The organism is Streptomyces sp. NPDC012825 (assembly GCF_042900925.1).
Classification (GTDB): domain Bacteria; phylum Actinomycetota; class Actinomycetes; order Streptomycetales; family Streptomycetaceae; genus Streptomyces.
In genome coordinates, this window is sequence record NZ_JBIBBZ010000013.1 from 44,185 (window position 1) to 69,517 (window position 25,333).

A 25,333-nucleotide genomic window follows, 5' to 3' on the forward strand; every position below is an offset into this window, starting at 1 on the left:
GGCACCGAATAGCAGGTAGGAGGTGAACGTCATGAAGAAGACCATCAAGGTCCGCAAGAACAGCAACTACCTCGGCACCCTCCTGGGCTGAGGCAGAACTGCCCACGCCGGCACCGAATAGCAGGTAGGAGGTGAACGTCATGAAGAAGACCATCAAGGTCCGCAAGAACAGCAACTACCTCGGCACCCTCCTGGGCTGAGGCAGGACTGCCCACGCCGGCACCGAATAGCAGGTGGGGGGTGAATGTCATGAAGAAGACCATCAAGGTCCGCAAGAACAGCAACTACCTCGGCACCCTCCTGGGCTGAGGCAGGCAGTGGGCAACAGCCGCGCACGGGACAACTCACAAACGCTGCGCGAGCGTGCCGTAAGCGGGGCGGGCCGAGGTGATAGCTCGGCCCGCCCCGCCGACACGCCAACAAATAATTGGGGAGTGTCATAGTGATTGTCGTCCGTCCCGATGCTTACCGCCAGTACCCGGTAGGCCATAACCGATTCATGCTCGTCCTGGAACGGTGGCTGTCGGAACACGTGCAGGTCGAACCCCCGAGCCGCTACGGAGTGTGGGACACACTCACGGTCGAACCGGGGCGCTCCCTGACCGACGTTCTGCGTTCCGACATCCCGCAGGACAGCGACGTTCTCGTCGTGGCCCAGGACGGCCGTCTGCTGGCAGCTCCCGCTTCTGAGGTGAGCCCGCACCGTACCGTCGCTGCCCTGCACGTGGCTACGGGTTCTTTCGCCCTCGATCAACTGGGCAAGATCTTCGTGGCACTGGAGAAGAGCGACCCGGAGGCTTTTGGCGCGGCCGGCGCTGCGCTCGGCGAGGCTGCGGCTGCGGCTGGCGGCCTGGTCCTTGAGGATCCCCTGACCGAGTCCATAGCCAAGGTGACCTTCTCGGCACCGGTCTGGTCGCGGATCGACGGCAGCTTCCAGCCCGGGATGGTGCAGTACGCGCCCACCGGCCTGCGACGTCTTGACCTTGCGGCCTCTGGTAGCACCATCAGCGGTCAGATCGCGGTGAAGGGCTGGTCCGTCGTCCGTGCGCACGAGTCTGACAGGGCCGCCGGCCAGGAACTGTTCGAAAAGCTTTCCGGGCTCTTTCACTACCCGCTCGTCCTTACCGTCGAGGACGGGAAGGTGACCGAAACGAAGGCGACGGAGGCGGGTTCCGCCATCGCGGCCACCGCCTTGACGGAGATCTTCGCCGCACATCCGGGTCACGCCGAGGTCACTGCTCTCGAGTTCGGGCTCAATCCGGCCGTCCCCCATCTCCCCTTCAACTCCGAGTCCAATGCGGTCGGCACGGGCAAGGCATCGGCATCCATCCATCTAGTGCTGGGAACCCTGCCGCTCACCCAATTCGAGATCGTCCTCGACTGCGTCACCAGCTCCCTCACCGCCCTCGGCGGCACCACGTCCCTTGCCGGAGCGGGTACAGCTCTTGCCGATCAGACTCCCCGCCGTCGGATGAATCGCGTCATCGCGGCCAACTGCGGTTGCCACTGACATGACCGCTCCGGAGACACCAATATGGGAGCAGCGTTTCCGAGTAACACGCCACACGCTCCCCGCCTGGGCCAAGAGTTCCCCGGACCGCTGTGTGTTCGTCAGCGACCGCTCCGGGAACGCCCAGGTCTACTGCTGGGACCGCACGGTCGGCACGCTGCGGCAGGTCACAGATCGTCCCGCCGGCGTTCAGCGCTGCGCCATCGAAGCCTCTGGCGAGACCGTTTGGTGGTTCGCGGACACCAACGGTGACGAACTCGGCCAGTGGATGCGGCAGCCGTTCGCAGGAGGCTCTGACGAGCCGGCCGTACGGGGTCTGACCTCTTACTGGCCCGCAGGACTCGCTCTCGGCCTGGGTGGTCACAATCTGCTCGGTCACAGCTCCGAGCAGGGCACCGACGTCTCCCTTGTGCTGCCCGATGGCACGCTTCGACGCCTTTACCGGCACGAGGAGCCCGCACACGCCGTCGACCTGTCCCGCGACCTCGCTCTCGCCGTCATCGCGCACAGCGAACGCGGCGACCTGTGGCAGCCCGGCGTACGTGTCCTGACGACGGACGGACTTGCTGTCGCCGAGCTGGAAGGCGAGGCCATCGGTTTCTCTCCCATGCTGGGTGACAACCGGCTGCTGCTTCTGCAGCCGTGCGAAGACCGCTGGGAGCCTGTCATTTACGAGCCGCACACCGGTGAGCGCACGAGTCTTGATCTTGAGCTGCCCGGTGAGATTTCCATCGAGTGGTCACAGGACGCCGCCTCCTTACTCGTCGTTCACGATCACCATGCCCGCTCCGAGGCATTCCGCTATGACCTGGCGGCCCGTGAGCTGTCGCCACTGCAGATCCCTCAAGGCACTATCGAGAACGCCCGTACCCGGCCCGGCGGCGACGTGTGGTTCCAGTGGTCCAACTCCGCGAACCCGTCCGTGTTCCAGGCCCTCGACAGCGATCCGCAGTTCCCTCTCACCAGCCGTCCGCCGCAGACCGCGCTCGCCACTGACATCTGGGTCGACGGCCCGGGCGGCAGCGTGCACGCCCTGCTGAGTCTGCCCCGGACAGGTGTGCAACCGCACCCCGCGGTATTCCTTCTGCACGGCGGACCCGACGAGCACGACCAGGACGCTTTCGACCCTGAGGTCGCGGCCTGGACGGATGAGGGATTCGCCGTCGTACGCATCAACTACCGCGGATCGACCGGCTACGGAAGAGCGTGGACAGAAGCCCTACGGCACCGTGTCGGTCATACAGAACTCGAGGACATCACCGCGGTGCGGCAGTGGGCCATCGGCCAAGGGATCGTCGACCCTGCCCGCCTGATACTCGCCGGCTGGTCCTGGGGCGGCTATCTCACCCTGTTGGGCCTGGGAACCAGGCCAGACGACTGGACGCTCGGCCTCGCGGGTGCTCCGGTGGCCGACTGTGCCGCCGCCCACCGGCAGGCCATGGACGACATCAAGGCTCTCGACCGCAGTCTTTTCGGCGGGACACCGGACGAAGTACCCGACCTCTACCGCGACTCCTCACCCATCACCTACGTCGACGCCGTTCGAGCCCCGGTCTTCATCTGCGCTGGCATCAACGATGCCCGCTGCCCCATCGACCAGGCCCGCGTCTACGCCGACCGTCTCAGAGACCGCGGCCTGACCGTCGAGTTTCACACCATCGACGGGGGCCACAGCATGACGGCAGTGGAGGAGCGCGTCGCGGTCTTCCGCCGACAGCTCGAGTTCTCCCGCAAGCACATTGATGACCGAAGGGGACTCTCATGATCCGCCGGTACGCGCCGGGAGGCCGCGACGAGATCGTCGTCCACGGTGTGCGGCGCCGCCGCGACCTCTTGCTCCGTTGGCACACTCCCGCCTGAACGAACCTGGGCTACTCCAAGGCCCCGCCCACGCGGGCCATGTGGAGCCGGAAGGTGTACGAGGGGTCTTCGCGCCGTCGTTCCTTGAATTCCGTCCAGCGGAGCTGCTCGCGCAGAGTCACTCCGCGAAGTGCCTGTTCGGCTTGCTGCTGCTCGGCCGCCACGATGGTCCGAGCGGTGTCCACGATGTCCGATCGCCCCTCTGCAGGGATGATGACCAGGCCGTCGCAGTCGCCCACGGCCACATCGCCCGGCTGGAATGGGAAGGGCTGCCCTGCGGCGTCATCGGTTTCCGGATGCGGCAGGGGCGATGAGGGGCACGGCCCCAGGCTGAACACCGGTAGCTGGATAACCGCCAGGTCATCGGTATCCCGGTGGCACCCCCACACCACCAGGCCGGTTACTCCTGCGAGCCGTGCTTCGATCGCGACAAGGTCGCCCACACACGCCTCGTCTGTCCGTCCTCTGTTGTCGATGAGCAGCACGTCTCCCGGGCGGGCCTCGTCCAGGCCTTGAAAGATTGAGGCGACTCCTTCGGTGTGACAGATGCGGCGTAGGGGGCCGGCGAGCCTCATCCCTGTCACCGCCGGCCGCAGTGGCAGCGGTGGCAGTGTAAGCGGCTGTCCCAGCCGCATGGCCGCATCCCAGATAGCGGCTGTAGGCCATGTCTGCCCGTCGGCCGGATCGACGCTCATGTCCAAGGCCGCGCTCATCCCGCGATCAGCCGTGTAATGGCTGCCGCGGCGGCCCCCAGGAACACCACGAGCAGGGTGGGCCACTTCCGCCAGACTCCGAATGCGCCCACGGCCAGACCCACCACACGGGCATCGATCGTCAGCGCCTGACCGGCACTGAAGATCTGAGTGGAGATCAGTGCCGCCAGCAGTGTCGGCGCCATGAGGGCTACTACCCGCTGCATGCTGCTCGGCAGCTCCTGCCCACCTAGCAACACTGGCCCGGCGGCCTTCATCGCCATCGACACAGCACCCACGAGGAGTACCGCAAGCCATACTCCGCTCATCATTTCCTCAATCCCAGAAGACAAGCCACGGTTGATGCGATCAACGGCACGCCCGGTGAGGCGACCGGAGTCAGTGACAGTGCGATCGCGACCCCGAGGATCGCGCACACGAGCGCACGCCGGTCACTGATCTGGCTCCTGAGCAGGGCCAGGAAGAGGACCGGCGAGACTACATCCAGCCCGAAACGCAGCGGATCCCCGACGTACTGTGCCCCCAGCACGCCCACGGCTGTACCACCCACCCAGGCGCAGTAGACCACTACGCCCGCGCCCAGAAGCCGTCCGCGCGAGTAGCGCCCTTCACCCAGATGGCCCACGGCCCAGGACTCATCGACTACCAGCTGCGCGCCGAAGAAGCGCTTGAGCGCGTTGCCGGTCATCACCGGGGCGACGCTGATCCCGATGGGCAGGTAGCGGGAGTTGAGCAAAATGGCGGCCACGATGGCCGCAGCGATGCCTCCGCCCGTGCCCACCACGGATGCGGCCGCGAACTGGGCCGATCCGGCGAATGTGGTCAGAGACATGGCGATGGGCGCCGCGATCCCCATGTCAGCTGCCCGCGCAACCACGCCGAACGACACAGCGAAGCCGAAGACGGCGATCGCCAGTGGGACCGCCATGCGCAGCCCGAGGAGCCACTCTTCCTTGAAGGTGGGCGGGGAAGAATACCCTTCAGCTGTGCTGGCAGTACTAGGTAAGGCGCCTTGAGGGTCCATCGACCCTCCAGTCCCGAGATGATCCATACTGGTAGATGATACGGAGCCATGATGAGATTTGCTAGTTACTTTGAGAACCCGGTTACATGGGCCGAGGACCTGGTGAACACCTATAACATCGTCCGGGGAAAAGAGAAGATGCCAGATCCGGCCGCACTGGCGGAAATGCTCATCGCCCACGGAATCCGTCTCAAGGCTGCCCCCACCGGCAACGACCTTGAGAGGGCCTACACCCTGCGAGCGGCTCTGCGCGAGGTCTTCAGCGCCCCCGACGACGAAACTGCTGCCGCCCTCCTCAACCGCATACTTGCCGAGCACCACGCACTCCCCTACTTCCACAAGCACGACGGAAGCTGGCAACTCCATGCCACTGACCTGCAGGATGACCCCATCGATCAATACGCTGTCACTGCCGCCATGGGCCTTCTCGGCGTCATCACCACCGCAGGGATGAGCCGCCTCCACACCTGCGACGGCAACCGCTGCGAAGAGGTGTTCGTAGACATCTCCCGCAACCAGTCGCGCCGGTACTGCAGCCCACAAATCTGTGGAAACCGTGCAAGCGCCGCCGCGCACCGGGCTCGCCAAAAAGGGGCCACTTGACGGAGCAAGAGGAGTGGGGCACATCTGACTTAGTCGGGGATTTCTGGCATGCCCCACCAGGCGGTTTTGTTGCTGACTTCGGCTTTCGGGCATGTACGCCGCGCCTGCCCCTACGGGCGTCTGCTTCGCGCGCTTGGCGTTCCGTCCCATACCAGCCTTCTGATGGGTGGGCGTCTTCGATCAGGACAACGACATACGAACCAGGCAGGTTGACGTCACCGTGTCACCGGGGCGGGGGCAGCTCGTCGGGGTAGTTCTCAAGCGGTTCGTGCAGGTCGGGCAAAGGTTCCTCCCGTGCCGGATGCGAACCTCCCGATTCTCGATCTGCCCCGGCGCCAAGGCGGGACGAGGTCCGAGATCGGCCACGCACTGGCCGGTTGGCATCCTCTTGTTCAGCGTCCGGGCATCGGTCCCCTGTTCTGGCCGGGCCCGGCGTCTGGGCGCTGGCGCTGGTCGGCGGGAGCGGGGGCGGGAACTCCGTGCCAGCGTCCGGATCGGCCTGTGCCCGCTCGAAGAGCCGGCGGCGGGCATCGGCCTCCTGGGTGAACTTCGCGAGCCGGGTGAGGTTCTCCGGGGTCCGCAGCCACGTCGCCGGGTCGGTCGTACGGCCTCCGACGTACTCCTCGGGCATCGCCGCCTGGAGATGGGACCGAGTCGCCTCGGCGCGCTGCTTTGGGGTGAGGGCGGCGTCCCGGCCGGGGTGGTCGACCGCGTGCGGCGGCGCGGGGTCGTGCTCGCCCTGGTCGCGGTGCTCGGTGACCGTGGTGGTGCCGGCTTCGGCAGGAGCTCCGTCCGGCGCGGCGGGCACGGTGGTGCGGGCGGCGCGGATCACGTCCTGCACGGCGAGGCCGGCGACCTGGGCGCGCTCGTAGCGGGACGACTCCCTCGGCGGCCTGCCGTCAGTACCGGCGATCCACCACCGCTTCGGCTAAATGAAGCCGGCGGTGTAGGTGAGCAACTCCGGCGCCGGATCAGGGCGGCCTTGCTTCACCGGGGTGAGGCGGCGGGCGTGGCGGGCGAGGACCTTGTCGGCGATGTAGGTGTCCAGGCCGAGGACGAAGGCGCGGCCGCACAGGGTCTCCAGCAGATGCCGGCAGACGGTCCAGCCATCTGGCGGAGGACCGCGTCGACGCCTCGGTGCACCGCTGGATGTACGTCGGGGGCATGGCGCACGCCTACGCGGAGATGGTCAACGATCCGCAGGACACCGATATCGCGGTACTGCGCCTGGGTACCCCCTATGAGCCTCGGCCGGGACTGTTCGAGTCCTTCTTCCACGCCGGGCGTCTGGACTTCCCCAGGAACGAACTGGCCGACATCCTCAAGATCATGGGCGCTGTGCCTATCGTGATGGTGATCCATTTGGAGCGCTCTGCCGTAATCCCGGAGATCGCCGAACGAGCCGCGGCGCTGCTAGCCGATTTCGGCGCACACGACGAAGTCCTCCTAGACGTCCTGTTCGGGCACGCGCGTCCTGCAGGCCGTCTGCCCTTCCAGCTGGCGATGGCTCAGGGCAGCGTGAAGTGGTTCAACGCGGAGAAGGGCTGCGGGTTCATCCAGCAAGACAGCGGCGACCCGGACCTCTTCGTGCACTACTCGGAGATCATGGGCCAGGGCTTCAAGTCCCTGGAGCAGGCGCAGAAGGTCGAGTTCGAGATCGGCCAGGGCTCAAGGGGACCACAGGCCCAGCAGGTCCGCGCGATCTGACCCTGTCCGGGCGACCACCGGTGAATACAGCGGTGGCTACGATCGGCAACGGCCCGGCCACGGCAGGTGCGATGCCGGGGCCGAGCCGTTGCCATGCGGGCGGCTACCTGAGCCAGACGATGTTCAGGACCGTCAAGCTGCGCAAGGGCCGGTTGATCCAGTAGGTGAGGGAGAGCTGGCCGACGGCCGCGTAGCGGACGTCCTCGCCCTCGTCGTCGTCGGTGTCGAACTGCCGGAAGCCGAACGGATCGGCGGCGGCCGCGGCAAACATGTCCCACACGATGTCCGCCGCGTGCTCGGGCAGGGCGTCGAGAACCTTGGCGGCCGCGGCGGAGACGCGGACCGCGTACGGCGACGGGCTCACCTTCGACGGCGGCGAAGCTCCGCCAGGTCGACGGCGTCGCTGTCGTCGTAGCCGGAGGCGACGAACGCGTCGACGGCCGGGGCGTGCGCGATGCGGCCCTGCCAGTCCTGGACGACCTCGTAGAGCCCGGCCAGGGAGAACGTGCGCCAGGACTCCTCAAGGGCGGCCGCGTAGTCGCGCTCGAAGGCCGGCACCCACCGGTCCGCGCGTTTGTCGGCGCGGATTTGGGCGAGGAGTTCGGCCGGCGCTCCGGGCTCGGGGGCGTAGGTAGTGACGGGTGCGTGGTCAGGTTGCGCGCTCATCTGGTCCTCCCGGCGGGTCGTCACTTCACCGTACGCGCGCCGAATGGCCGTGGACGCCGTCATGGGCAGATCCCCTCCTCCTGGGCGTGGGGCCGGATGCGGGCCACGAGGACCTTGAACTCCGTCAGCGCCATCCCAGCTCTTCCTCCCAGTCGAGGAAGTCGGCACCTTCCTCTTCCTCCTCCTGGCGCTGGTAGTCGTCAGCGGCCTGGCGGTTCGCCGCACGTTCGACATGGTTCTTCGGGTCCGGATACGGGTGAGCCGAAGCACGATGGTCGCCACCATTGGCAGCCACTGAGCAGCGAGTTCGAGGTTGTAAAACACCATAATTGCCACAAAGCTGGCACGCTATATGTCACCATTGATGTGGAAAGCATTCTTGATGTCACCGATTTACCGCTTCCTCGGCTACCTGGACTACCTGACCGCCCCGGGCAATAGCCCTGTACCTCCGTGGCTGATCGTTTCAGTTGTACCTGCAAAGTGAGCTTGCGACCGCAGACGCTCCAGCGCCAGCACGAACAGGCCCATGGACAGAGCAAAGAATTTCCATCAGCCTGGTTCGGTGATCACACTTATGACTGCCATCGTCGGCTTGCTCGCTAGCATGTCTGCGCTATGGATCACTCTCGCGGACCGTCGACGGGCCATCGCGAAGGAGCGACGAGAAGAGGCCGAAGCGGGCCGACGCGCCGCTGCCGAAGAAGCCGCCGAACTGGCTCAATCCGCCAGGCTCGTGGCACAGGAGGAAATGTCACAGGCCAAGTCCGTGCAGCTCCGACTTACTAGCAGATCGCCCGCTGAAGACTTAGGTAATGCGCCAAAGGTCTGGCTGGTAACGGTCGCTAATCGGGGACCGCTACCGATCACAAACACGCAGGTGGTCCACACTGTGGGGCCCGCGATGCCGTACCACTCGGATTCCTTCGACCTGCAAGGCGAAAGCACGCATGAAGTTGAACTCCCCGGTACAGGGGAACAGCCCCGCTTGGCTGAAGTCACTACGGTGTTTACTGACGCAGCGGGCCGCCGTTGGCAACGCCACCTCACCGGTGGCCTTTGCCTGGGCACCCTCGAAGGCGATGGCACCTATCAGTGGGACGAGCCGCGCTTCCCCGAGACCATGGTCTTCCCAAGCTACCCACCAACCCCTGCGGTGTCTCGCAGACGGGTGTACCCCGCCCTGGTGGTGCCGTTGCTCGTCCTCGTCGCGATCGGCTGTCTGCTCTCCATTCTTCTCCGCTGAGACTGAAGTTAGTACTCCAGCAGCGGATCGTGTCCTGAGCTGGTGTGGTTCGTTGTCCGGGCATGGTGGGGATGTTGGATGGTGTGGCCTGGGCTGCGGAGTTGGAGTCGGTGTTCGCGCGGGTGGCGGGCCGGTTCCCCCGGGCGGATCTGCGGTGGCGGATGCGGGACTATCTGCGGGGGCTGCTGGCGCCGGTGGCCAGGAAGAATGGTTGGCAGCTGGCCGAATACGCAGGTCACAGGACTCCGGACGGGTTTCAGAGGCTGCTGAACTCGAGTGTCTGGGACGCGGACGCGGTCCGTGACGACGTGCGTGATTACGTCGCCGAGCGGCTTGGTCCGGGTGGTGTGCTGATTATTGACGACACCGGGTTCATCAAGAAGGGATCCACCTCGGCGGGGGTGGGACGGCAGTACACCGGAACCTCCGGGAAGATCGACAACTGTCAGATCGGGGTGTTCGCCGCCTATGCCACGAGTCGTGGACGGGCTTTGGTGGACCGGGAGTTGTATCTGCCGAAGGCCTGGACGTCGGACCGGGAACGTTGCCGGGCGGCGAAGATCCCCGATAAGCGCCAGTTCGCCACGAAGGGCGAGCTCGCCAAGGCGATGGTCACCCGCTGTCTGGCCGCTGGGCTGCCCGCGGAGTGGGTGACGGCGGACGAGGCCTATGGTCAGGAGTGGAAGTTCCGGCGCCTGCTCGAGGAACTCGGGGTCGGTTACGTGGTCGCGGTGCCGAAATCACAGCAGGTCAAGAGCCTGGCTGGGTTCTGGCGGATCGACGAGCTGATCGCCCAGGCGCCCGAGGACGCCTGGCAGCGGCTCTCCTGCGGCGACGGTGCCAAAGGCCCGCGCATCTACGACTGGGCCAGCGCGAAGCTGCCGGCGATCGGCTTCTTCGACGGTGACACCCCGACGCACAATCGCTGGGTGCTGGCCCGCCGGAGCCTGGCCCGGCCGGACGAGATCGCCTACTACTTCGCCTACGCGCCGCTGGCCTGCACCGTCGCCGACCTCGCGAGGGTGGCCGGGATGCGGTGGGCGATCGAGGAGTGCTTCCAGGCCGCCAAGAACGAATGCGGCCTGGACGAGTACGAGGTCCGTCGGTATGTCGGCTGGTACCGGCACATCACCCTGGCCATGCTCGCCCACGCCTTCCTCGCCGGCCTGGCCGCCGACGAGACGGTAAAGGGGGCAGCAGAAACGACCCCACCAGCAGGATTGTCGCCCTCACCGTGGCAGAGATCCGCCGGCTCCTGGAACATCTCCTGCCCCACCAGCGAAGACACCGGCCTCATCCTCGAGATCACGCACTGAACTGGTCCCGCTGGCGACGACATCGGCAAGCCACCGCCCGCCGTTGCCACTACCTCAGAAGAACCAGTTCAGGACACGATCCGCTGCTGGAGTACTAAGCAGCGGTACGCGGATCGGGATGATCTTGGCGCCGGGGGCGAGGCCCTGGAGTCCGCCGCCCTTGCCTGTTCCCGCGATCAGTTCGGCGGTCGTTGTCCCCTGGCCGTTGCGGTCGCTGGTGTCGGGGCCGCCGCCGTCGGGGATGGACGCGTCCCGGCCGGGCAGGACCTGGCCCTTGAGGGAGGATGTCGAGGGGTTCACGCCCGAGTCGATGACGGCGATCTTGATCCCCTCGCCCGTCGTCTTCTTCCAGATCTTGTCGGCGTGCATGAGGTCGAGGTACCACTGCCGGTCCCTGACCTCGTCCGCATGCGCCGGGGCGGCCTGACCGACCAGTCCGGTCGCCGCCATCAGGGCGGCGGCCAGAGCGCGCGTCCACACGCCGTGCTGTCGGGCGACGGCGCTCGGTCTCCGTCCTCTCGGTCCGCGGAGGGGTTTCAGGAAGGATGCCATGCACTCGATTGGATCACGCCGCCTGGGGGTTCAGGTGCCGGGCTGCTGTCCAGGGGGTGACGATGCCCGCTCGCTGACGGACCGCAAGATGTGCCCCCTCATGAGCCTTATCCCGACGAAGGCCACAGGGCACTGTCGGTCCTGGGCGGCGCCTTGTCGCGGGCCGCGTCGTTCCTCTCCTCGTTCGTCGGCCAGTGCTGGAGGATTTGATGATCGGTTCAAGACCGCCGGGCACCCGGGGCTGTCTGTCGGTCCCCTCGATCAGGTCGGTCGGCACGGCCGTCGCCGGCCAGGGCTACTCGCAGGACGCCCTTCTCGACTACTTCGGTGTTTCCGATCCGAGGGTCGCCGGTTTGTTCCGGGCGAGCGGAATCCAGCGCCGTTTCCTGACGCTTCCCGCCTCGGGCGCCGATGGACGTCCCGCCGAAGAGGGGCCGGGTGGTCTGCGGGACAAGCACCGGCGGGTCGCGCTCGACATGGGCGGCCGGGCGGTGCGTACGTGCCTGGAGCGGGCCGGGATCGGCGTCGGGGAGGTGGGTTTTGTGTGCTGTGTGACAACGACGGGTCTGCTCACCCCGGCGCTGAGTGCGCTGCTGGTGCGGGAGATGGAGCTGCCGGCGGCTGTCCAGCGGCTCGACATCGTGGGGATGGGTTGCCATGCGGCCATGAACGGCCTGGATGCCGCCAGGTCCTGGTGCGTGGCCAACCCGGGGGCCGTCGCGGTGGTGCTGTGTGCCGAGGTCTGCTCGGCCGCGTACGTTTTCGACTCCACGATGCGCACCGCGGTGGTCAACTCGCTCTTCGGTGACGGCGCGGCCGCCGTCACTCTCGTCTGTCAGCCCCCGGGCGCCGCCCCGGGGCGGCAGGGCGGGAGCGGGCCGGTGCCGTATCTGCTGTCGTCGGCCAGCCGGGTGATCCCGTCGGCGGTGGACGCGATGCGCTACGACTGGGACGACCAGCAGGGGCGTCTTTCATTCTTCCTCGACCCGCAGATCCCCTACGTCATCGGGGCGCACGCGGAGGAGGTCGTCGATGGCCTCCTCGCCGGTGCCGGGCTGCGCCGCAGCGCCGTACGCCACTGGCTGGTGCACGGCGGGGGCAAGAAGGTCGTCGACGCGGTGCGGGTGAACCTGCGGCTGAGCCGGGAGGAGGTGCGGCACACGATGGGGGTGCTGCGCGACTACGGGAATCTGTCCAGCGGCTCGGTGCTGTTCTCCTACGAGCGTCTGGTCGAGGAGGGGGCCGTCCGGGCCGGGGACTACGGAGTGATCATGGCGATGGGGCCGGGCTCGGCGATCGAGACGGCGCTGGTGCGGTGGGAGGAAGCGTGATGAGGGAAGAGACGGTGCGGGCCGTGGAGGTGCTGGAGGTCGGCATCGACGCCGCGGCGGGACTCACCAGGGAGCTGATCGTGGCCGTCGGCGAGGTCTGCGACCGGGCGGAGGACGGCCAGGGAGCCGTCGTCGTGCTGCGGACCTTGGGCGCCGCCGGTCACGTGCCGGCGCTGGACACGGCCGTGCTGACGAAGTGGGAGGGCGTACTGCGGCGGCTGGAACGGCTTCCGGCCGTCTCGGTGGCGGCGATGAGCAGGCCGTGCGGCGGGGTCGCGCTGGACGCGGCGATGGCGGCGGACTACCGCGTCGCCCATCCGGAGACGGAACTGGTGCTCTCGACCGCGTCCGGCGAGGTCTGGCCGGGGATGGCCCTGTACCGGATGAGCCGCCTGTCCCAGCGGGCCCCGGTGCGGCGGGCGGCGCTGTTCGGTATGCCGGTCAGCGCGCACGACGCCCTCGCGGCCGGCCTGGTGGACGAGCTGTCGGAAGAGCCGGTGACGGGCGTGGCACGGCTGGTGGGGCATCTGTCCGGCGGGTGGGGCGCGGACCTGGCGATCCGGCGGGATCTGCTGCGGGGCAGCACTGCGGAGTTCGAGGGGGCCCTGGGCGGGCACCTGGCGGCCTGCGACCGGGTCCTGCGCCGGGCGGCCTCTGTCTGAACGGATCATCCACTCGTCCGCCGGGAGCCCGGCGCCCCTCACGAAGGGCGCCGGGCTCCCGCACGGTCAGGCCGGGAGGGGCACGCGCATCTCCCGGTTCGCGCGCAGGGCCAGCTCGCGGATGCCCGTGTGGCGCTTCCACCGGCCGGCCGCGCCCAGCAGTTGACCCATGTAGTCGCGGGCGCGGGCGGACTGGACGCCGGCGAGGATGTCGACGGCCTGGTGCCCGCTGGCGACGCCCTCCTCCAGGGCTCCGGCCTGCATGTAGGTGGCGCCGATCACGGCGGTTCTCAGTCCCACGGCCCGGGTGAAGTCGTCCTTGCTCATGGCACCGGCCTCGCGGCTCCAGCGCAGCGCGGCCTCGGGCTGGGCGAGGTCGCGGTGGATCTCGACGGCGTCGGAGGCGAGCCGGGCGTGGGTGAAGTACGCGAGCCACGGCGGGTCGTCGTCGGCGCGGATCTGGCCCAGCAGCGTTTCGGCCTGGTGGAGCGCGGCGCCGGCGTCCTTGGTGTGGGCCGGTCCCTGGCGGGCGTGCGCGCGGGCCTCGGCGAGTTTCGCGAAGGCGAGCACGCGCGGCGCGGCAGCGTGCCGGGCCCGCTCGTAGGCGCCTTCCGCCATGTCGGCGGCTTCGGCGGGGTGTCCGGCGAGGAACGCCTGGAGGGCCATCGTGGACAGCACGTAGCAGCCGCTCTGCACGTCTCCGGCCAGCCGGGCCAGGCGCAGAGCGTGCGTCAGGTGCTGCTGGGCGGCCTGGTGGTGGCCCATGTCGACCGCTGCCCAGCCCACCGAGCGGGAGAGTTCCGCGGCCGCCGTGAACAGTCCGCGCCCGATCGTCTCCGAGTAGGTGCCCCGCAGCATCGGGGCCGCCTGCATCCGCAGGGTCCGGGCAATGGCGCTGGTGCGCCAGTCCCCTCCGCCGAACCGGGCGTCCTGCCGCCTGGCGAGCGAGGCGGCATGCCACAGGGCATCGACGTCGTCGCGGCCGACCCGGCGGCCGGCGAGGCCGGGGACGGGAGGGTCGGCGGGGACGGACAGCCACCGGGTGACGGGGGCGGTGAACGCCGAGGCGGCGAAGGCCGAGCCGGCAGTGAGGAATTCTCTGCGGTCCATGGTGCTCCAGAAGTCGGCGACTCCCCGCAGCGCCTCGGCGGGGTCGCGGGGAAACGACGTTCCCGGCCGAGAGCATGGGTTCTTGGGGGCGTAGCCGATCTCCGCCTCGGTCACGGGCCGCCCCAGCGCCTCGCCCAGGATGTTGGTGATGAGGGGGACTATCGCATCCCGGGGACGGACCCCGAGGACGGTCCAGTTCTTAACGCTCGTATGGGTGTAACTTGCCGCCTCACCGACGGCGAGCGCCCGCACGTTGACGCGCCGGGCTAGCTCCTTGTTGCTCAGCTCCGCCTTCGTGATCAGCTCTGCCAGCAATGGGTTACCCGCTCCCACAGCCATCTGCACCTCCCGTGACGCCCCCAGGGCCCGCTCGTACGCTCCGGCGCGGGCTCAGTGCCCACCAGGCTCGTACATCCGGGCCGCCGGGGGAGGCGGGACGCGGAAGATGTGCCCCCTCATGAGCCTCCCTGGAGTCGCCGGCGCCCGGGAGCCTGTGGGCGAAGGGAGCGGTGGCCCTGCCGCGTGGACGGCAGGCCGGCGCAGCACCCCCCGGGATTCGTCTCATCCATCCAGGAGATCGCCATGCGTCTGCTCGTCACCGGCGGTGCCGGCTTCATCGGATCGCACTTCGTCCGCCGTGTCCTGTCCACCACCAGCGACCGGGTGACGGTCCTGGACGCCCTGACCTACGCCGGCTCCCGGGAGAACCTGGGCCCGGCGCTGGCCTCGGACCGGCTGACGTTCGTCGAGGGCGACATCCTGGACGCCGCCCTGGTCGACGAGCTCGTGAGAGAGCACGACGCGGTGGTGCACCTGGCGGCCGAGTCGCACGTCGACCGCTCGCTCCTGGACGGCGGCCACTTCCTGACCGTGAACGTCATGGGCACCCAGATCCTCCTGGACGCCGCGCGCCGCCACCGGACCGGCAAGTTCGTGCACGTGTCCACCGACGAGGTCTACGGCCCGCTGCTGAAGGGCGCCGCGACGGAGGACGTGCCCCTGCGGCCCACCGTGCCCTACGCGGCGTCGAAGGCGGCGAGCGACCTGGTGGCCCTGTCCGCGTACGCCACCCACCGCGTGCCGGTGTGCGTCACCCGCTCCTCGAACAACTACGGTCCCCACCAGCACCCGGAGAAGGTGATCCCGCGGTTCGTGACCCGGCTGCTCAAGGGTGAGCGGATCGGGCTGCACGGCCGCGGCGAGCACGTGCGCAACTGGGTCCACGTCGAGGACAACGCGGCCGGCATCGACCTCGTGCTGCGGCACGGTACGCCCGGCGAGGTCTACAACCTGGGCGGCGGCACCGACCTCACCGGCCGTCAGCTCGCCGAGCACGTCCTGAAGGCCTGCGGCGCCGGCCGGGACCGCGTCGACTACATCCCCGACCGCCCGTCCAACGACCTGCGCTACGCGATGACCTGGGACAAGGCCGCACGGCTGGGCTACCACCCGCGCCGCGCCTTCGAAGAGGGCCTGGCCCAGACCGTCGCCTGGTACCGGGCCAACCCCGGCCGGTGGGAGCCCGCCTCCCACGAAGCCGGCTCCCCCGTGCTCCACACCTGACCACCCGCCCTCCCGGCCCGAACCCCCGCCCGGCCCGCGCGGGCCGGGCGGGGACGGCACCGTCTTCCGCCCGCTGCGACCACCGTCCGCGAAGGAGAGCCCGTGCTCCCGTCGAACGCCGCCGTCCCTCCCGCCTCGGTGCGGCACAACGCGCGCCCCTACCTGCACGGCCCGGAGATCGCCGCGATGGCCCGCGCCGTTCAGGCCGGACAGTACGGCCACGGCCCCCAGGCGGAGCGGTTCGAGCGCGAGCTCGCCGCCCACCTGGACGTGCCCGATGTCGTGGCCGTCTCCTCCGCCACCACCGGCATCCACCTCGCGCTCCTGGCCTGCGGGGTCGGCCCCGGCGACGAGGTGATCGTGCCCTCCCAGACCTTCGCCGCGACGATCCAGCCGATCGTGGCCCTGGGCGCCGTCCCCCGCTTCGTCGACCACCACCCCGCCACCCTGTGCGTCGAGGTGGAGGCCGTACGCGAGGCGATAGGCCCGGCGACCCGCGCGGTCCTGCCGGTCCTCTACGGCGGGCGTCCGGTCGACCTCGGTGCCATCGTCCCCGAGCTGGAGCGGCGCGGCATCCACATCGTCGAGGACGCCGCGCAGGCCTTCGGGTCCCGGCGGACGACCGCAGCGGCGACGACGGTGTACTCCTTCGGGCCGATCAAGCAGCTCACCGCCCTGGTCGGCGGGGCGATCGTGCCGCGCACCGCCGACGAGGCCCAGGCCCTGCGCCGGATGCGCGCCCTGGGCATCACCAGCTCCCAGACCGACCGCATCCGGGCCACCACCTACACCGTCGAAGGGCCCGGCCTGCGCGGCGTCCTGCCGGACATGAACGCCGCGGTCGGCCGCATCCAACTGGCGCGGTTCGACAAGGTCGCGGCCCGGCGAATCGCCCTGTGGAAGGCGTACGAACGCGCCCTGCGCGGCGCCTTGGACGTCTCCCTGGTCGATGTCGGGGACGACGCCGTGCCGTTCAACTGCGTGGTCCGCGTCCCCGGCCGCGACCGCGTCCACCGGATCATGCGGGAGCGGGGCATCGGCGTGGGCGTCCACTACCCGCCCAACCACCTGCAACCCGCCTTCGCCCGCTGGACCCGGCACCTGCCCGTCACCGAACAGGCGGCCGGGGAAATCCTCTCCCTGCCGTTCCACCCGGCCATGACCCCCGACGACACGCAATGGACGGCCACCGCCCTCCTCGACGCCCTGGCCGACACGACCGCCTGACCCCCGGCCTCTGCCGACTCCTGGGAGGAACAGACCACCATGACCGCGCCCCCCTGCCCCGCGGCCCCCCGCCGGCGCCTGCTGCTGACCGGCGTCGGCGGGGCCCCCGGCCTCGACCTCGCCGCCCGCCTGGCCTGCACCGGCCACACCGTGCTCGGCACCGACTCCAACCCCCTCGCCCCCGGACTGATCATCCCGGGCATCTCCTCCCGGACCGTCGCCCGCGCCGACAGCCCGGCCTACAAGGACGAGCTGCGCACGCTGCTCGGCGAGTTCCGGCCCGAGGCGATCATCTCGGGCGTCGAGCGCGAGCTGCCCCTCCTCATCGAGATGCGCGACGAGCTTGACGCGGCGGGTATCCGGACGTGGCTGCCCCCGGCCCGCACGGCGGCCGTCACCCTGGACAAGGCCCTCTTCCACGAGGCCGTCACCGCCGCGGGCATCCCCACCCCGCGCACCGGTGGGCCCGGGGACCTGCACACCCTGCCCGAGGACGGCGGCCTCGTGGTCAAGCCCCGCCGCGGGCAGGGCTCCAAGGACGTCCACTTCTGTGCCACCCGCCGGCAGGCGGCGGTGCTGTGCGAGCTGGTCGAGGACCCGATCGTGCAGGAGCGCATTGGCGGGCAGGAGTTCAGCGCGGACTGTCTGGTCGACCGCGACGGGGTCGCCTCGGTGGTCCTGCGCCACCGGCTCCTGGTCAGCGGCGGCATGTCGATGGTCGCCGCCACCTTCCACCACGAGCAGGCGACACGCCTGGTCAAGGCCACCCTCGCGGCGATCGGAGCCACCGGCCCGTGCGACGTCCAGGGGTTCATCACCATTGCACACCCCCACCCGGTCGTGATCACCGAGGTCAACCACCGTCTCGCCGCCGGGTTCCGGCTCGCCGAAGCCGCCGGCGCCGACCTCGTCGACCAGATCCTCAACGGTCTTTTCGGCCTCCCCGTGGACCACCGGCGCCTGGCCTACCGGCCTGGGGTCCACCTCACTAAGTACGTCGCCGAGCTCTCCACCCAGACCAGACCCGAGCCCGTAAGGAGCCACCTGTGACGCCCCCGCTGCCCGCTCGCCTGACCGGCCCCGGACTGACGCTGCGTCCCCTCTCCCCCGGGGACGAGCCGCTCGTCGCCCAGGCCCTCGACGATGCCGAGATCATCCGCTGGGCCACCGGAGCCCACCTCCATTCCCTTCCCGTCGGCGAGCGCGCCGCGCGGTGGCTGGGGCGCCGCCTGGAGGCGTGGTCCGGCGGCGTCCCCCACTTCGCCATCGCCGATCCCCGCACCGACGAGCTCACCGGGTACATCGGCCTGCGCCGCATCCACGGCGGTAACGCCGAGGTCGGAAGCTGGATCGCGCCGTGGGCCCGGGGCCGGGGCCTGGCGGCGGGCGCCCTGCTGACCGCCGCCGGATGGGCGCTGGCTCCCGCCGCCGACGGGGGCATGGGGCTCCACCGGATCGCCCTGCACCACTCCACCGGCAACCCAGCCTCGTGCGCCGTCGCGGCCAGGGCCGGACTCCTGCTGGAAGGCACCATGCGGCAGGCCACCACCGACCACACCGGCGCCCGCTACGACTCCCACCTCCATGCCCGGCTGGCCACCGACCCCGACCCCCGCGAGCGCGTTCCCGCCCCCGCGTGACCGGGGCCGTGGGACGATCCCCAGGTCCGCCGGCCTGCCGCCATCACCCGCGCCACACCGAGGAATCCCGTGCCCAGTCGAACAGAACTCCGCTCCGTCCTCGCTTCCTACCTGGCCCGCCACCCCGCCGAGAGCGCCCGCCTGGCCCCCGTGGAAACCGCCCTCGCTGCACACACGGCACCGGGTCCGGCTCTGGTGACGTGCAGCGCGGTCGTCGTCGACCGAACCGGCCACATCCTGCACGTGCCGGACTCCCCCACCGGAGCGGGCCTGCCGGGCACTCGCCCCGAAACCGGCGACCGCAGCCCGCTGGCCACCGCCCTGCGCGCCGTCCGGGAGCAGACCGGCATCCCGCCCGCCGACCTCTGCCTCACCCCGCAGTACCTCCGCGCCCCGATCGACATCGCCCCAGGCACCGGGACGGCCGGTGCGCCGATCGCCGACTTCCGCTTCGCCTTCTACCTCGCCCATGCCTCCCGCACCGAAGGGTCCTGGCGCCCGGCCGCGGACCCCGGTCTCGGGAAGAAAGCGGCGGCTCTGGACGGACAGGCCGCTCCGCTGAACGCCTCCGCGCTGATCCACAACTCGCGCGGCGAGTACCTGCTGCACCTGCGGGACATGCGCGACGGCATCTGGGCCCCGGGCTGCTGGGCCCTGCTGGGCGGCGGCCACGATCCCGGCGACCGCACCCCCGAGGACACGATCCGCCGCGAACTCCGGGAAGAAGCGGGCATCGTCCCCGAGCATCTGGAGACGTTCCTCGACGAGGAGCTCCGCGACGCCGACGGCCTGACCATGCCCGTGCGGATCTTCTCCGCGCTCTGGGAAGGCGACCCCACCCGCCTGCCTCTGACAGAGGGCGTGATGTGCGCCTGGTTCCCCCCGGCCACCGTGCCCCGCCTGCGTCTCGGCGGCGAAACCCTCGACCTGGTCCAACGCCACGCCCGCGTGACGGAGCCGGCATAGACCCTTGAAGCCGGTCTCAGGGGGCAGTGGAGCAGCCGATATCGGCTGTTCCACTGCCCCCTGGCCCTGTCGATGACGAAGAGCAACGCTTATCAAGCGGTTCGGGAGGCGCTGCCCGCGTCGGATACCGATAGCTCCGGACGGCAGCTCGGCGCCGACCGGCAAGGCGCCGTGTGCCGCTCGTCCGGGGCCCGGGACAAAAACGCTGGCTACGGGCGTAGGTGGCGGCCCTCGTCCCGCCCTTGCCGAGTGCCGGCAGGTACCTCCCCTTCTCGTCGACATCGAGCCCCGGGCGCGGGTGAGTACCCCCCGAGGGCGTCGACAACCGCTGTCGGGTGACGTCGACAAAACCAGACATGGGCAGGCCGGGTGTCGCCTGCCCCGCCCCAGCGGTTATCCGGCGCTGCCCGTCCGGCTCTGTGACAGCAGGAAGTACGTCCGGCTCTGCGACATCAGGTAGTTCTGGACGCGCTCCACGACGTGGTCCGGGTGCCCGACCCGCTGGTGCCGTTGCAGGTACCGGTCGGCCACCGTCTCCCAGCCGCCCGTCCGGCCCGCGACCGTACTGAACCCGCCCACGAGGGTGGCCGCGACCTCGACGTACCGGTCCGGGCCCGTCACCCAGCCGGTGACGACCCGGACGATCTCCTCCACCGCCGTCTCGTCGTACCGCTTCGACTTCTCGGCCAGCTCGGCGCCGATGCCCCAAGCCAGGCGCACCATGACCTCGGACTCCCAGGAACCCTCCCGGCCGGCCATGATCCGGTACCGGGCTCCGCCCTGCCGCCGCTCGCCGCTCCCCTGCTGTGCCTCGGCAAGCACCAGCCGGTACAGCGCCACCAGCACGGACGCCGCCGCCTTCCGCCCGGCCCCGGCGAGTGCCGCCTCGATCGCGGCGCATTCCTCCGCCGCCGCCACATCCACCGGCCGTACCGGCCCGCGGGTTTCCACCAGGGCCTGGTACGAGCGTTCCTCCAGGTTCCGGCGCCATCCGGCGTCGGCGGCGTACAGGCCGTCCCCGCGCTCGTGCCAGCCCTGGAAGTCACGGTCGACGACCCGGTAGGGGCGCTCGACGGGATCCGGGTCACCGATCGGCGCCTGCGGCACCCACTTCGTCAGGTCGCCCTGGGTGTCCCAGTCGACGAGGACGGTGGTCTTCTCCAGCCCGCCGGGCGCGTTGGGGATGCCGAAGGCCACATCCATCAGGGTGACCGGCCCGGGCTCCCCGGCCGCGGGTGCCGGAGCGGTACCGGCCGGCAGGGCTTCGGCGGACAGCCGGGCGGCCATCAGCTCGGCCCAGCCCCCGGGGAGCGCCGCGTCCTCGTACCGGGTGTGGGCGGCGAACTCACAGCACGCGGTCAGCGCACGCGCACGGGTCATCCCGAGCCAGAGTGCGGCCGAGGTCTCTTCGACGGGCACGGGGCAGTGCTCCTGGAACCACGCGCGCGCCACGGCGTGGAAGTCGGTGATGACCGCTCCCAGTTCACCGTCGCGGCCCCACAGGCGTGCCGCCCAGGCGCGGACAAGCAGCAGGCCGGCGAAGTATCCCGGCAGGTTCGGCTCCGGCGGCCAGAACCCGAAGGGCACAAGCACGTCCGCCCGGCCCGGGTACTGCTCGCCGGTCTTCTCCCGGCGCAAGGTGTACATCTGGTCGGCCAGGACCTGGGCGAGCTCGCGCCGGTCGGCATCGGCGGGCACGGTGAGGGTGAGAACGAAGTGGACGAAGTCCAGTCGCCGCTCGTCACCGGCCTGCCCGGCGGTGGCGGTGCGGCGGTCGAGCTCGTGGGCGGCCTGGGTGTAGCGCAGGCCGGTCTCGTCCATGACGGCCCGGACGGCGTTCACGCGGGAGCGGAAGTCCTTCGGCATCGGACACTCCTCGTACGACGGCATGCCCCACGCGCACGCCGCGGTCGTTGAGAGCGGTCGATGCTGCGCGAGGAGTCGAAAGACGTCTGGTCCGGTCGGCCGGGGACCGGGCGTGGGCCGGTGATCCCCTCTCGGAGTCTGGCGGTCGCGGACCGCCGCACGCCCGACCTTACCGAAGGAGACCACCGCCAAGGACCTCTACCGTCCGGCCCCACGGCCCGGGGTGCCCGGCCGACTCCTACGCCGGCCAGCCGGGCGGCGTCCGGGTCGCCGGGGGTGAGCGAGGCCCTGGCCCGCGAAGCAGGGCGGATCCTGGAGCACTCAGACGACAACCCCACGACTGTTACGCAGGCCCAGGATGTCCTCGACCGGACAAGGCCCATGGGCCGGCTCACCGTCAGGAAGGTGACACACGACAAACGCGCCACCACCGTCTCCGCTCTCCTGACCGATACCGCCCAAACGATCGAGCAGTGCTTTCTCTTCACCCTGTCCCATCCCGGAAGCCAGGTGCCGAGCCCTGTCGCCGTCACTGAACCTTTTTCATCCTGCCCCTGAAGGGCTATAAGACCTGTTCAGCCGGGGTGGTGACGTGACAGAGCCCCCGGTCGTTGGCGGTGTTGATTCCACTCGACACTGCCGACAGCCCGGGGGCTCTGAAGGTTTCCGTATCCTGCCATGCTCGACGTTCCGCACGAGCTGGTCGAGCATGTTTCCTGGCTGATCTACGCCCGAAGGCGTGAACTGAACTCGCCTTGGAGACGGCTCGGCTGCTTCAAGCAGGCACTCCTCACGCTGGCCCACCTACGGAAGAACGAGACGTTCGCCCAACTCGCAGCCGGCTTCGGCGTCTCAACAGCAACCGCCTGGCGCTACGTCGACGAGACTCTCGACATCCTCGCAACGTGGGCGCCAGGCTTGCGCGAGGCCCTGACCGGCCTGGGCGAGGGCGACCACGTGATCGTCGACGGCACGTTGATCCCCATCGACCGCATCACCGCCGACGAGCCGTATTACTCCATGAAGCACCGTCGGCATGGCATGAACGTGCAGGTCATCGCCCGTTCTGACGGCGCACCGCTGTGGTTCTCCCGTGCGACACCCGGCCGCACTCATGACCTGACCGCGGCCCGGGCCCACGGGATCGTGCAAGCCTGTCTGACACGGCAGATCCTTGTCCTGGCGGACCGTGCCTACCAGGGCGCCGGTGCCACTGTTCGCACCCCGTACAAGAACCACCGCGAACAGCTCGAGCACTACCAGCAGTTCAACCGCGACCACGCCCGCCTGAGAGCTCCCGGCGAACGCGCCTTTGCGCAGCTCAAATCCTGGCGGATCCTCCGCCGAGCCCGATGCTCCACCCGCCGCATCGGCACCATCATTCAAGCCGTCCACATCCTGCTGACCTGCAACTATTCAGGATGAAAAAGGCTCATTGTCGACCACATGAACGTGCCGCCCGGCCTGGATCGTCAGACCCTGCGTCTAGAGTGCGACAGGATGGGGCCGGTCCCGAGGCCGCCAGCACCGGAAAACGGCAGCCTCCCTGGTCTGCTCGGGGGTGGTTTCGGCCCAACCAGCGTCCAGGCATCGTCGAGGGCCACGAGTGCAGCCTGACAGCCCGGCCCCGTCTCACCCGGCGCTCTGGATTCCGCGGTGCACTTTCAGGGCACGTCGACAGGGCTGGCCGGGGGTGTCACGAACCTGCATCGGTAGCCATCCGTTCCACCCACTCACGCACGGTCACTGCTTGCTCGATGCGGCTGACGATGTCCTTCTTGGAGGCCGTGTCCAGGGTCTCCGGGATCTTGTCGAAGGTGTCGGGAAGGACGTCGAGCAGACCCCAGATCTGTTCGCCGGTGTTGACGGTCAGCAGTTGCTGGCACCTCCACTGCAGCGGCGTCTCGGGACGGTGCGTGAGTCGCTGCACGAGTGTCGGGAACAGGTAGTGCGTCGCCTCTGCGGCAAGGTGTTCTCGGAGCCAGTCGACCGGGAGCCGCTGGCTGAAGCCGTGCATGGCGGCTTCCTGGGTTAGGTCCAGGAGCTGAGCGGTGTCGACGGCTCGGACGGTGCGGGGAAGGGGCGGGGTCATGTCGCGATGATGCCAAGAAGCCTCCGCGGGGCCGAGCGGTCAGCCGGGCCGGGCTGCAATCTGGCGACGGGCAGACCCCCAGACTTCCTCGAACTCCTCGAAGGTGAGTTGTTCGGGGTCGTGGCCTTCCCATTCCGAGACGGGCAGCTCGGCTGTCATCCCGAACCTGCTGTCGTACTCGTCGAGGCGGCCTGCGTCGCGGGCCCGCTGCCACTCGGCGAGGGAGGCAGCTGCGATCGGGGTCAGCTCAGGCCCTTCGAGTTCGACCTGCCGGATCACCCAGCCTTCGGCGTCGACCTCGAAGTAGAACCAGGTGTCTTCCTCGTCCCAGTAGCAGCGCATCCATGTGGTCACCAGGCCATGATGCCGGGCCAGATGCGCCGCCCTGCTCCGCTCTGTCTCATGGCTGGGCGATGAATCCTGCGGATCGGTCGAGCTGGAAAGGAGAACCGACCCGGGTTGGATCCCAGCCTTGATCCCGTGCCTCTCGAATGCCGGCAGCAACGTGAGACGGACGAATAGGCTCCGTCTCGACGCCCACCCAGTTGTTGGGATGGGCCTGGCCGCTGGTGACGATCAAGGTCGTGCCCGGCTGGCTGTCGCCGGCCGCTTCAACCGCATAGGTCATCGGTGTCCAGCAGAGTCCTTGCATGTAGGAGGGCTTCCTGCGGATCCGCCAGCGGTACTCGATCCCGTCAACGGTTATGCGCCGGGAACCCTTCTTGTTCAACGCCACCTTCCCTCCTCCGCTGTCGGACTGTAGCGCCGTACGACAGGTCCGTCTCCTGGGTGGCCATTTGCTCAGCGCAGACGGCAGACTCCAGCGGTGACCTTCACCTCCCCGTGCCCCGCTCGACACGAACCGACTCCTGCCGACCCTGATCTCTATCCGGATCTCGCGGCTGCTGGCAGTCTGGCCGCGGCACTGGCACTGGCTGCCGCCGAGCAGGGACTCGACCTGGATGTGGTACTAAGCAACGATTCGGACCCGCTGCGGACAGCCGGCGTCACCAGCACAGCCCCTGGCCGGGAGCCCTGCTGGACCTTCATCGGGTCGGAGAGCCGTTGGTTCAACATCAATGGCCCGTGCAAGGGGGTTCAGCTGCTCTCGGGATCGACTTCCGATCTGGGCGAGCTGGCCCGAGCTGCGGCAGGTTGGCGTGACGGGGCCAGGATCCGTAAGATCCAGGGTGATGCTGCCTTCATCGAGGTGAGCGAGTTGGCCGAAGCGCATGAACGCGGTCCGGCCGAGGCAGTCACCGTGCAGTGGCGACTTCTCTTGGAAGACTTGCACCAGGACGCCGATCAACTCAACCTCGCCCGCCAGACACTGGCGCTCGCCGAAGCTGCGTCCGCCGAACCGAAGCTGCGGCAGTTGTATCCGTTCACCAGCCACTGGTCGCTGCACTTCACGACCTGCACCGGGCTCCCGTACTCATGGGACGTACCGTTCATCGATCCGCTGAGCGACGGTCGATATCGCGTCTGCGGTCCTTCTCGTGGAACGGTCATCGGTGAAGGCGACACCGCTGCGGCAGCCATCTCCATGGTGGTGGGGGCGCTTTCGGCGAACTGCGGGCATGCTGTCGCAGGCACTGCAAACGATCAGCGTCAGGGCTGACTCGCGATCTGACCCTGCATGGTGCTGATGGCCGCGGTGACCTTCTCGCCGAAGGGAG

At 69.1% G+C, this 25,333-nt stretch carries 28 protein-coding genes and 1 pseudogene; 16 read left to right on the forward strand and 13 right to left on the reverse strand.

The features are described 5' to 3' along the window. The first annotated feature begins 499 nt into the window (after positions 1-499). Both ACFY7E_RS23985 and ACFY7E_RS23990 read left to right on the forward strand, forming a co-directional pair. Entirely contained in the window at positions 500-1,510 is a 1,011-nt protein-coding gene (locus ACFY7E_RS23985; RefSeq protein ID WP_389487988.1) for a hypothetical protein, read from the forward strand. Between the two features lie 94 nt (positions 1,511-1,604). After that, positions 1,605-3,275 carry a prolyl oligopeptidase family serine peptidase gene (locus tag ACFY7E_RS23990; RefSeq protein ID WP_389487990.1) on the forward strand — a complete coding sequence of 557 codons (1,671 nt, stop codon included), beginning with the start codon at positions 1,605-1,607 and terminating at the stop codon, positions 3,273-3,275. Between the two features lie 106 nt (positions 3,276-3,381). On the opposite strand, the gene ACFY7E_RS23995 is transcribed toward ACFY7E_RS23990, so the two are convergent. The 3 genes from ACFY7E_RS23995 to ACFY7E_RS24005 are packed head-to-tail and all read right to left on the reverse strand — an operon-like array spanning position 3,382 to position 5,134. Continuing rightward, a complete protein-coding gene (locus ACFY7E_RS23995) occupies positions 3,382-4,083 on the reverse strand; it encodes an RraA family protein (RefSeq protein ID WP_389487992.1) in 702 nt (233 codons plus the stop codon). Next, positions 4,080-4,394, reverse strand: a complete 315-nt coding sequence (locus tag ACFY7E_RS24000) for an AzlD domain-containing protein (RefSeq protein ID WP_389488214.1) — start codon at positions 4,392-4,394, stop codon at positions 4,080-4,082. The genes ACFY7E_RS23995 and ACFY7E_RS24000 overlap by 4 nt, the downstream gene beginning before the upstream one ends. Continuing rightward, complete coding sequence (locus tag ACFY7E_RS24005; RefSeq protein WP_389487994.1) at positions 4,391-5,134, reverse strand: AzlC family ABC transporter permease; 744 nt, start codon at positions 5,132-5,134, stop codon at positions 4,391-4,393. The genes ACFY7E_RS24000 and ACFY7E_RS24005 overlap by 4 nt, the downstream gene beginning before the upstream one ends. 75 nt (positions 5,135-5,209) lie before the next feature. Here ACFY7E_RS24005 and ACFY7E_RS24010 point away from each other — a divergent pair, with 75 nt between their 5' ends. Further along, the gene (locus ACFY7E_RS24010; RefSeq protein ID WP_389487996.1) at positions 5,210-5,710 is read left to right on the forward strand and encodes a CGNR zinc finger domain-containing protein; all 501 of its coding nucleotides are present in this window, start codon (positions 5,210-5,212) and stop codon (positions 5,708-5,710) included. Positions 5,711-5,933: 223 nt separating this feature from the next. On the opposite strand, the gene ACFY7E_RS24015 is transcribed toward ACFY7E_RS24010, so the two are convergent. Next, on the reverse strand, positions 5,934-6,551 hold the full coding sequence (locus ACFY7E_RS24015; RefSeq protein ID WP_389487998.1) for a hypothetical protein: 618 nt from the start codon (positions 6,549-6,551) through the stop codon (positions 5,934-5,936). A 662-nt stretch (positions 6,552-7,213) separates the two neighbouring features. Between ACFY7E_RS24015 and ACFY7E_RS24020 the strand changes: the two genes are divergently transcribed. Next, positions 7,214-7,417, forward strand: coding sequence for a cold-shock protein (locus ACFY7E_RS24020; RefSeq protein ID WP_389488216.1), 204 nt, complete (start codon positions 7,214-7,216; stop codon positions 7,415-7,417). 103 nt (positions 7,418-7,520) lie between these two features. Here the strand turns inward: ACFY7E_RS24020 and ACFY7E_RS24025 are convergent, their stop codons facing one another. The 3 genes from ACFY7E_RS24025 to ACFY7E_RS24035 form a co-directional block, all read right to left on the reverse strand. Then, positions 7,521-7,781, reverse strand: coding sequence for a hypothetical protein (locus ACFY7E_RS24025; RefSeq protein WP_389488000.1), 261 nt, complete (start codon positions 7,779-7,781; stop codon positions 7,521-7,523). Beyond that, the gene (locus ACFY7E_RS24030) at positions 7,778-8,083 is read right to left on the reverse strand and encodes a DUF6247 family protein (RefSeq protein WP_389488002.1); all 306 of its coding nucleotides are present in this window, start codon (positions 8,081-8,083) and stop codon (positions 7,778-7,780) included. Before ACFY7E_RS24030 ends, ACFY7E_RS24025 begins: the two co-directional genes overlap by 4 nt. 124 nt (positions 8,084-8,207) lie before the next feature. After that, positions 8,208-8,378, reverse strand: coding sequence for a hypothetical protein (locus ACFY7E_RS24035; RefSeq protein ID WP_389488004.1), 171 nt, complete (start codon positions 8,376-8,378; stop codon positions 8,208-8,210). A 234-nt stretch (positions 8,379-8,612) separates the two neighbouring features. Here ACFY7E_RS24035 and ACFY7E_RS24040 point away from each other — a divergent pair, with 234 nt between their 5' ends. Continuing rightward, entirely contained in the window at positions 8,613-9,329 is a 717-nt protein-coding gene (locus ACFY7E_RS24040) for a hypothetical protein (RefSeq protein WP_389488006.1), read from the forward strand. Between the two features lie 62 nt (positions 9,330-9,391). Next, on the forward strand, positions 9,392-10,645 hold the full coding sequence (locus ACFY7E_RS24045) for an IS701 family transposase (protein WP_389488008.1): 1,254 nt from the start codon (positions 9,392-9,394) through the stop codon (positions 10,643-10,645). 54 nt (positions 10,646-10,699) lie between these two features. Here ACFY7E_RS24045 and ACFY7E_RS24050 read toward each other — a convergent pair whose 3' ends face one another. After that, complete coding sequence (locus ACFY7E_RS24050) at positions 10,700-11,125, reverse strand: S8 family serine peptidase (RefSeq protein ID WP_389488010.1); 426 nt, start codon at positions 11,123-11,125, stop codon at positions 10,700-10,702. Positions 11,126-11,406: 281 nt separating this feature from the next. Between ACFY7E_RS24050 and dpgA the strand changes: the two genes are divergently transcribed. Both dpgA and dpgB read left to right on the forward strand, forming a co-directional pair. Next, a complete protein-coding gene (gene dpgA / locus ACFY7E_RS24055) occupies positions 11,407-12,528 on the forward strand; it encodes a 3,5-dihydroxyphenylacetyl-CoA synthase DpgA (protein ID WP_389488012.1) in 1,122 nt (373 codons plus the stop codon). After that, entirely contained in the window at positions 12,528-13,190 is a 663-nt protein-coding gene (gene dpgB / locus ACFY7E_RS24060; RefSeq protein ID WP_389488014.1) for an enoyl-CoA-hydratase DpgB, read from the forward strand. The genes dpgA and dpgB overlap by 1 nt, the downstream gene beginning before the upstream one ends. 66 nt (positions 13,191-13,256) lie before the next feature. Here the strand turns inward: dpgB and ACFY7E_RS24065 are convergent, their stop codons facing one another. After that, the gene (locus ACFY7E_RS24065; protein ID WP_389488016.1) at positions 13,257-14,639 is read right to left on the reverse strand and encodes a sporulation protein; all 1,383 of its coding nucleotides are present in this window, start codon (positions 14,637-14,639) and stop codon (positions 13,257-13,259) included. A gap of 243 nt (positions 14,640-14,882) precedes the next feature. Here ACFY7E_RS24065 and ACFY7E_RS24070 point away from each other — a divergent pair, with 243 nt between their 5' ends. The 5 genes from ACFY7E_RS24070 (at position 14,883) to ACFY7E_RS24090 (ending at position 19,696) form a co-directional block, all read left to right on the forward strand. Continuing rightward, positions 14,883-15,863: a dTDP-glucose 4,6-dehydratase gene (locus tag ACFY7E_RS24070; protein WP_389488018.1), complete on the forward strand. Its 981-nt coding sequence runs from the start codon at positions 14,883-14,885 to the stop codon at positions 15,861-15,863. Positions 15,864-15,965: 102 nt separating this feature from the next. Continuing rightward, positions 15,966-17,090 (forward strand): DegT/DnrJ/EryC1/StrS family aminotransferase, encoded by a 1,125-nt coding sequence (locus tag ACFY7E_RS24075; RefSeq protein WP_389488020.1) that lies wholly within the window; start codon positions 15,966-15,968, stop codon positions 17,088-17,090. Between the two features lie 39 nt (positions 17,091-17,129). Then, the gene (locus ACFY7E_RS24080; RefSeq protein ID WP_389488022.1) at positions 17,130-18,140 is read left to right on the forward strand and encodes an ATP-grasp domain-containing protein; all 1,011 of its coding nucleotides are present in this window, start codon (positions 17,130-17,132) and stop codon (positions 18,138-18,140) included. Next, entirely contained in the window at positions 18,137-18,730 is a 594-nt protein-coding gene (locus ACFY7E_RS24085; protein ID WP_389488024.1) for a GNAT family N-acetyltransferase, read from the forward strand. The genes ACFY7E_RS24080 and ACFY7E_RS24085 overlap by 4 nt, the downstream gene beginning before the upstream one ends. Positions 18,731-18,799: 69 nt before the next feature. Further along, positions 18,800-19,696, forward strand: coding sequence for an NUDIX domain-containing protein (locus ACFY7E_RS24090; RefSeq protein WP_389488026.1), 897 nt, complete (start codon positions 18,800-18,802; stop codon positions 19,694-19,696). A gap of 393 nt (positions 19,697-20,089) precedes the next feature. Here ACFY7E_RS24090 and ACFY7E_RS24095 read toward each other — a convergent pair whose 3' ends face one another. Next, positions 20,090-21,562 carry a hypothetical protein gene (locus tag ACFY7E_RS24095; RefSeq protein ID WP_389488028.1) on the reverse strand — a complete coding sequence of 491 codons (1,473 nt, stop codon included), beginning with the start codon at positions 21,560-21,562 and terminating at the stop codon, positions 20,090-20,092. A gap of 276 nt (positions 21,563-21,838) precedes the next feature. Here ACFY7E_RS24095 and ACFY7E_RS24100 point away from each other — a divergent pair, with 276 nt between their 5' ends. Both ACFY7E_RS24100 and ACFY7E_RS24105 read left to right on the forward strand, forming a co-directional pair. Then, a complete protein-coding gene (locus ACFY7E_RS24100; protein WP_389488030.1) occupies positions 21,839-22,120 on the forward strand; it encodes a hypothetical protein in 282 nt (93 codons plus the stop codon). 59 nt (positions 22,121-22,179) lie between these two features. Beyond that, positions 22,180-22,987: pseudogene (locus tag ACFY7E_RS24105) on the forward strand (IS5 family transposase). Positions 22,988-23,258: 271 nt separating this feature from the next. Here the strand turns inward: ACFY7E_RS24105 and ACFY7E_RS24110 are convergent. Genes ACFY7E_RS24110 through ACFY7E_RS24120 form a run of 3 tightly spaced genes read right to left on the reverse strand, consistent with a single transcriptional unit; the run spans position 23,259 to position 24,390 of the window. Beyond that, positions 23,259-23,654 (reverse strand): hypothetical protein, encoded by a 396-nt coding sequence (locus ACFY7E_RS24110; protein ID WP_389488032.1) that lies wholly within the window; start codon positions 23,652-23,654, stop codon positions 23,259-23,261. A 39-nt stretch (positions 23,655-23,693) separates the two neighbouring features. Continuing rightward, positions 23,694-23,996 (reverse strand): hypothetical protein, encoded by a 303-nt coding sequence (locus ACFY7E_RS24115; RefSeq protein ID WP_389488218.1) that lies wholly within the window; start codon positions 23,994-23,996, stop codon positions 23,694-23,696. A gap of 58 nt (positions 23,997-24,054) precedes the next feature. After that, on the reverse strand, positions 24,055-24,390 hold the full coding sequence (locus tag ACFY7E_RS24120; protein ID WP_389488034.1) for a hypothetical protein: 336 nt from the start codon (positions 24,388-24,390) through the stop codon (positions 24,055-24,057). A gap of 90 nt (positions 24,391-24,480) precedes the next feature. Here ACFY7E_RS24120 and ACFY7E_RS24125 point away from each other — a divergent pair, with 90 nt between their 5' ends. Further along, positions 24,481-25,275, forward strand: coding sequence for a DUF6193 family natural product biosynthesis protein (locus ACFY7E_RS24125; RefSeq protein ID WP_389488036.1), 795 nt, complete (start codon positions 24,481-24,483; stop codon positions 25,273-25,275). Positions 25,276-25,333 lie beyond the last annotated feature (58 nt).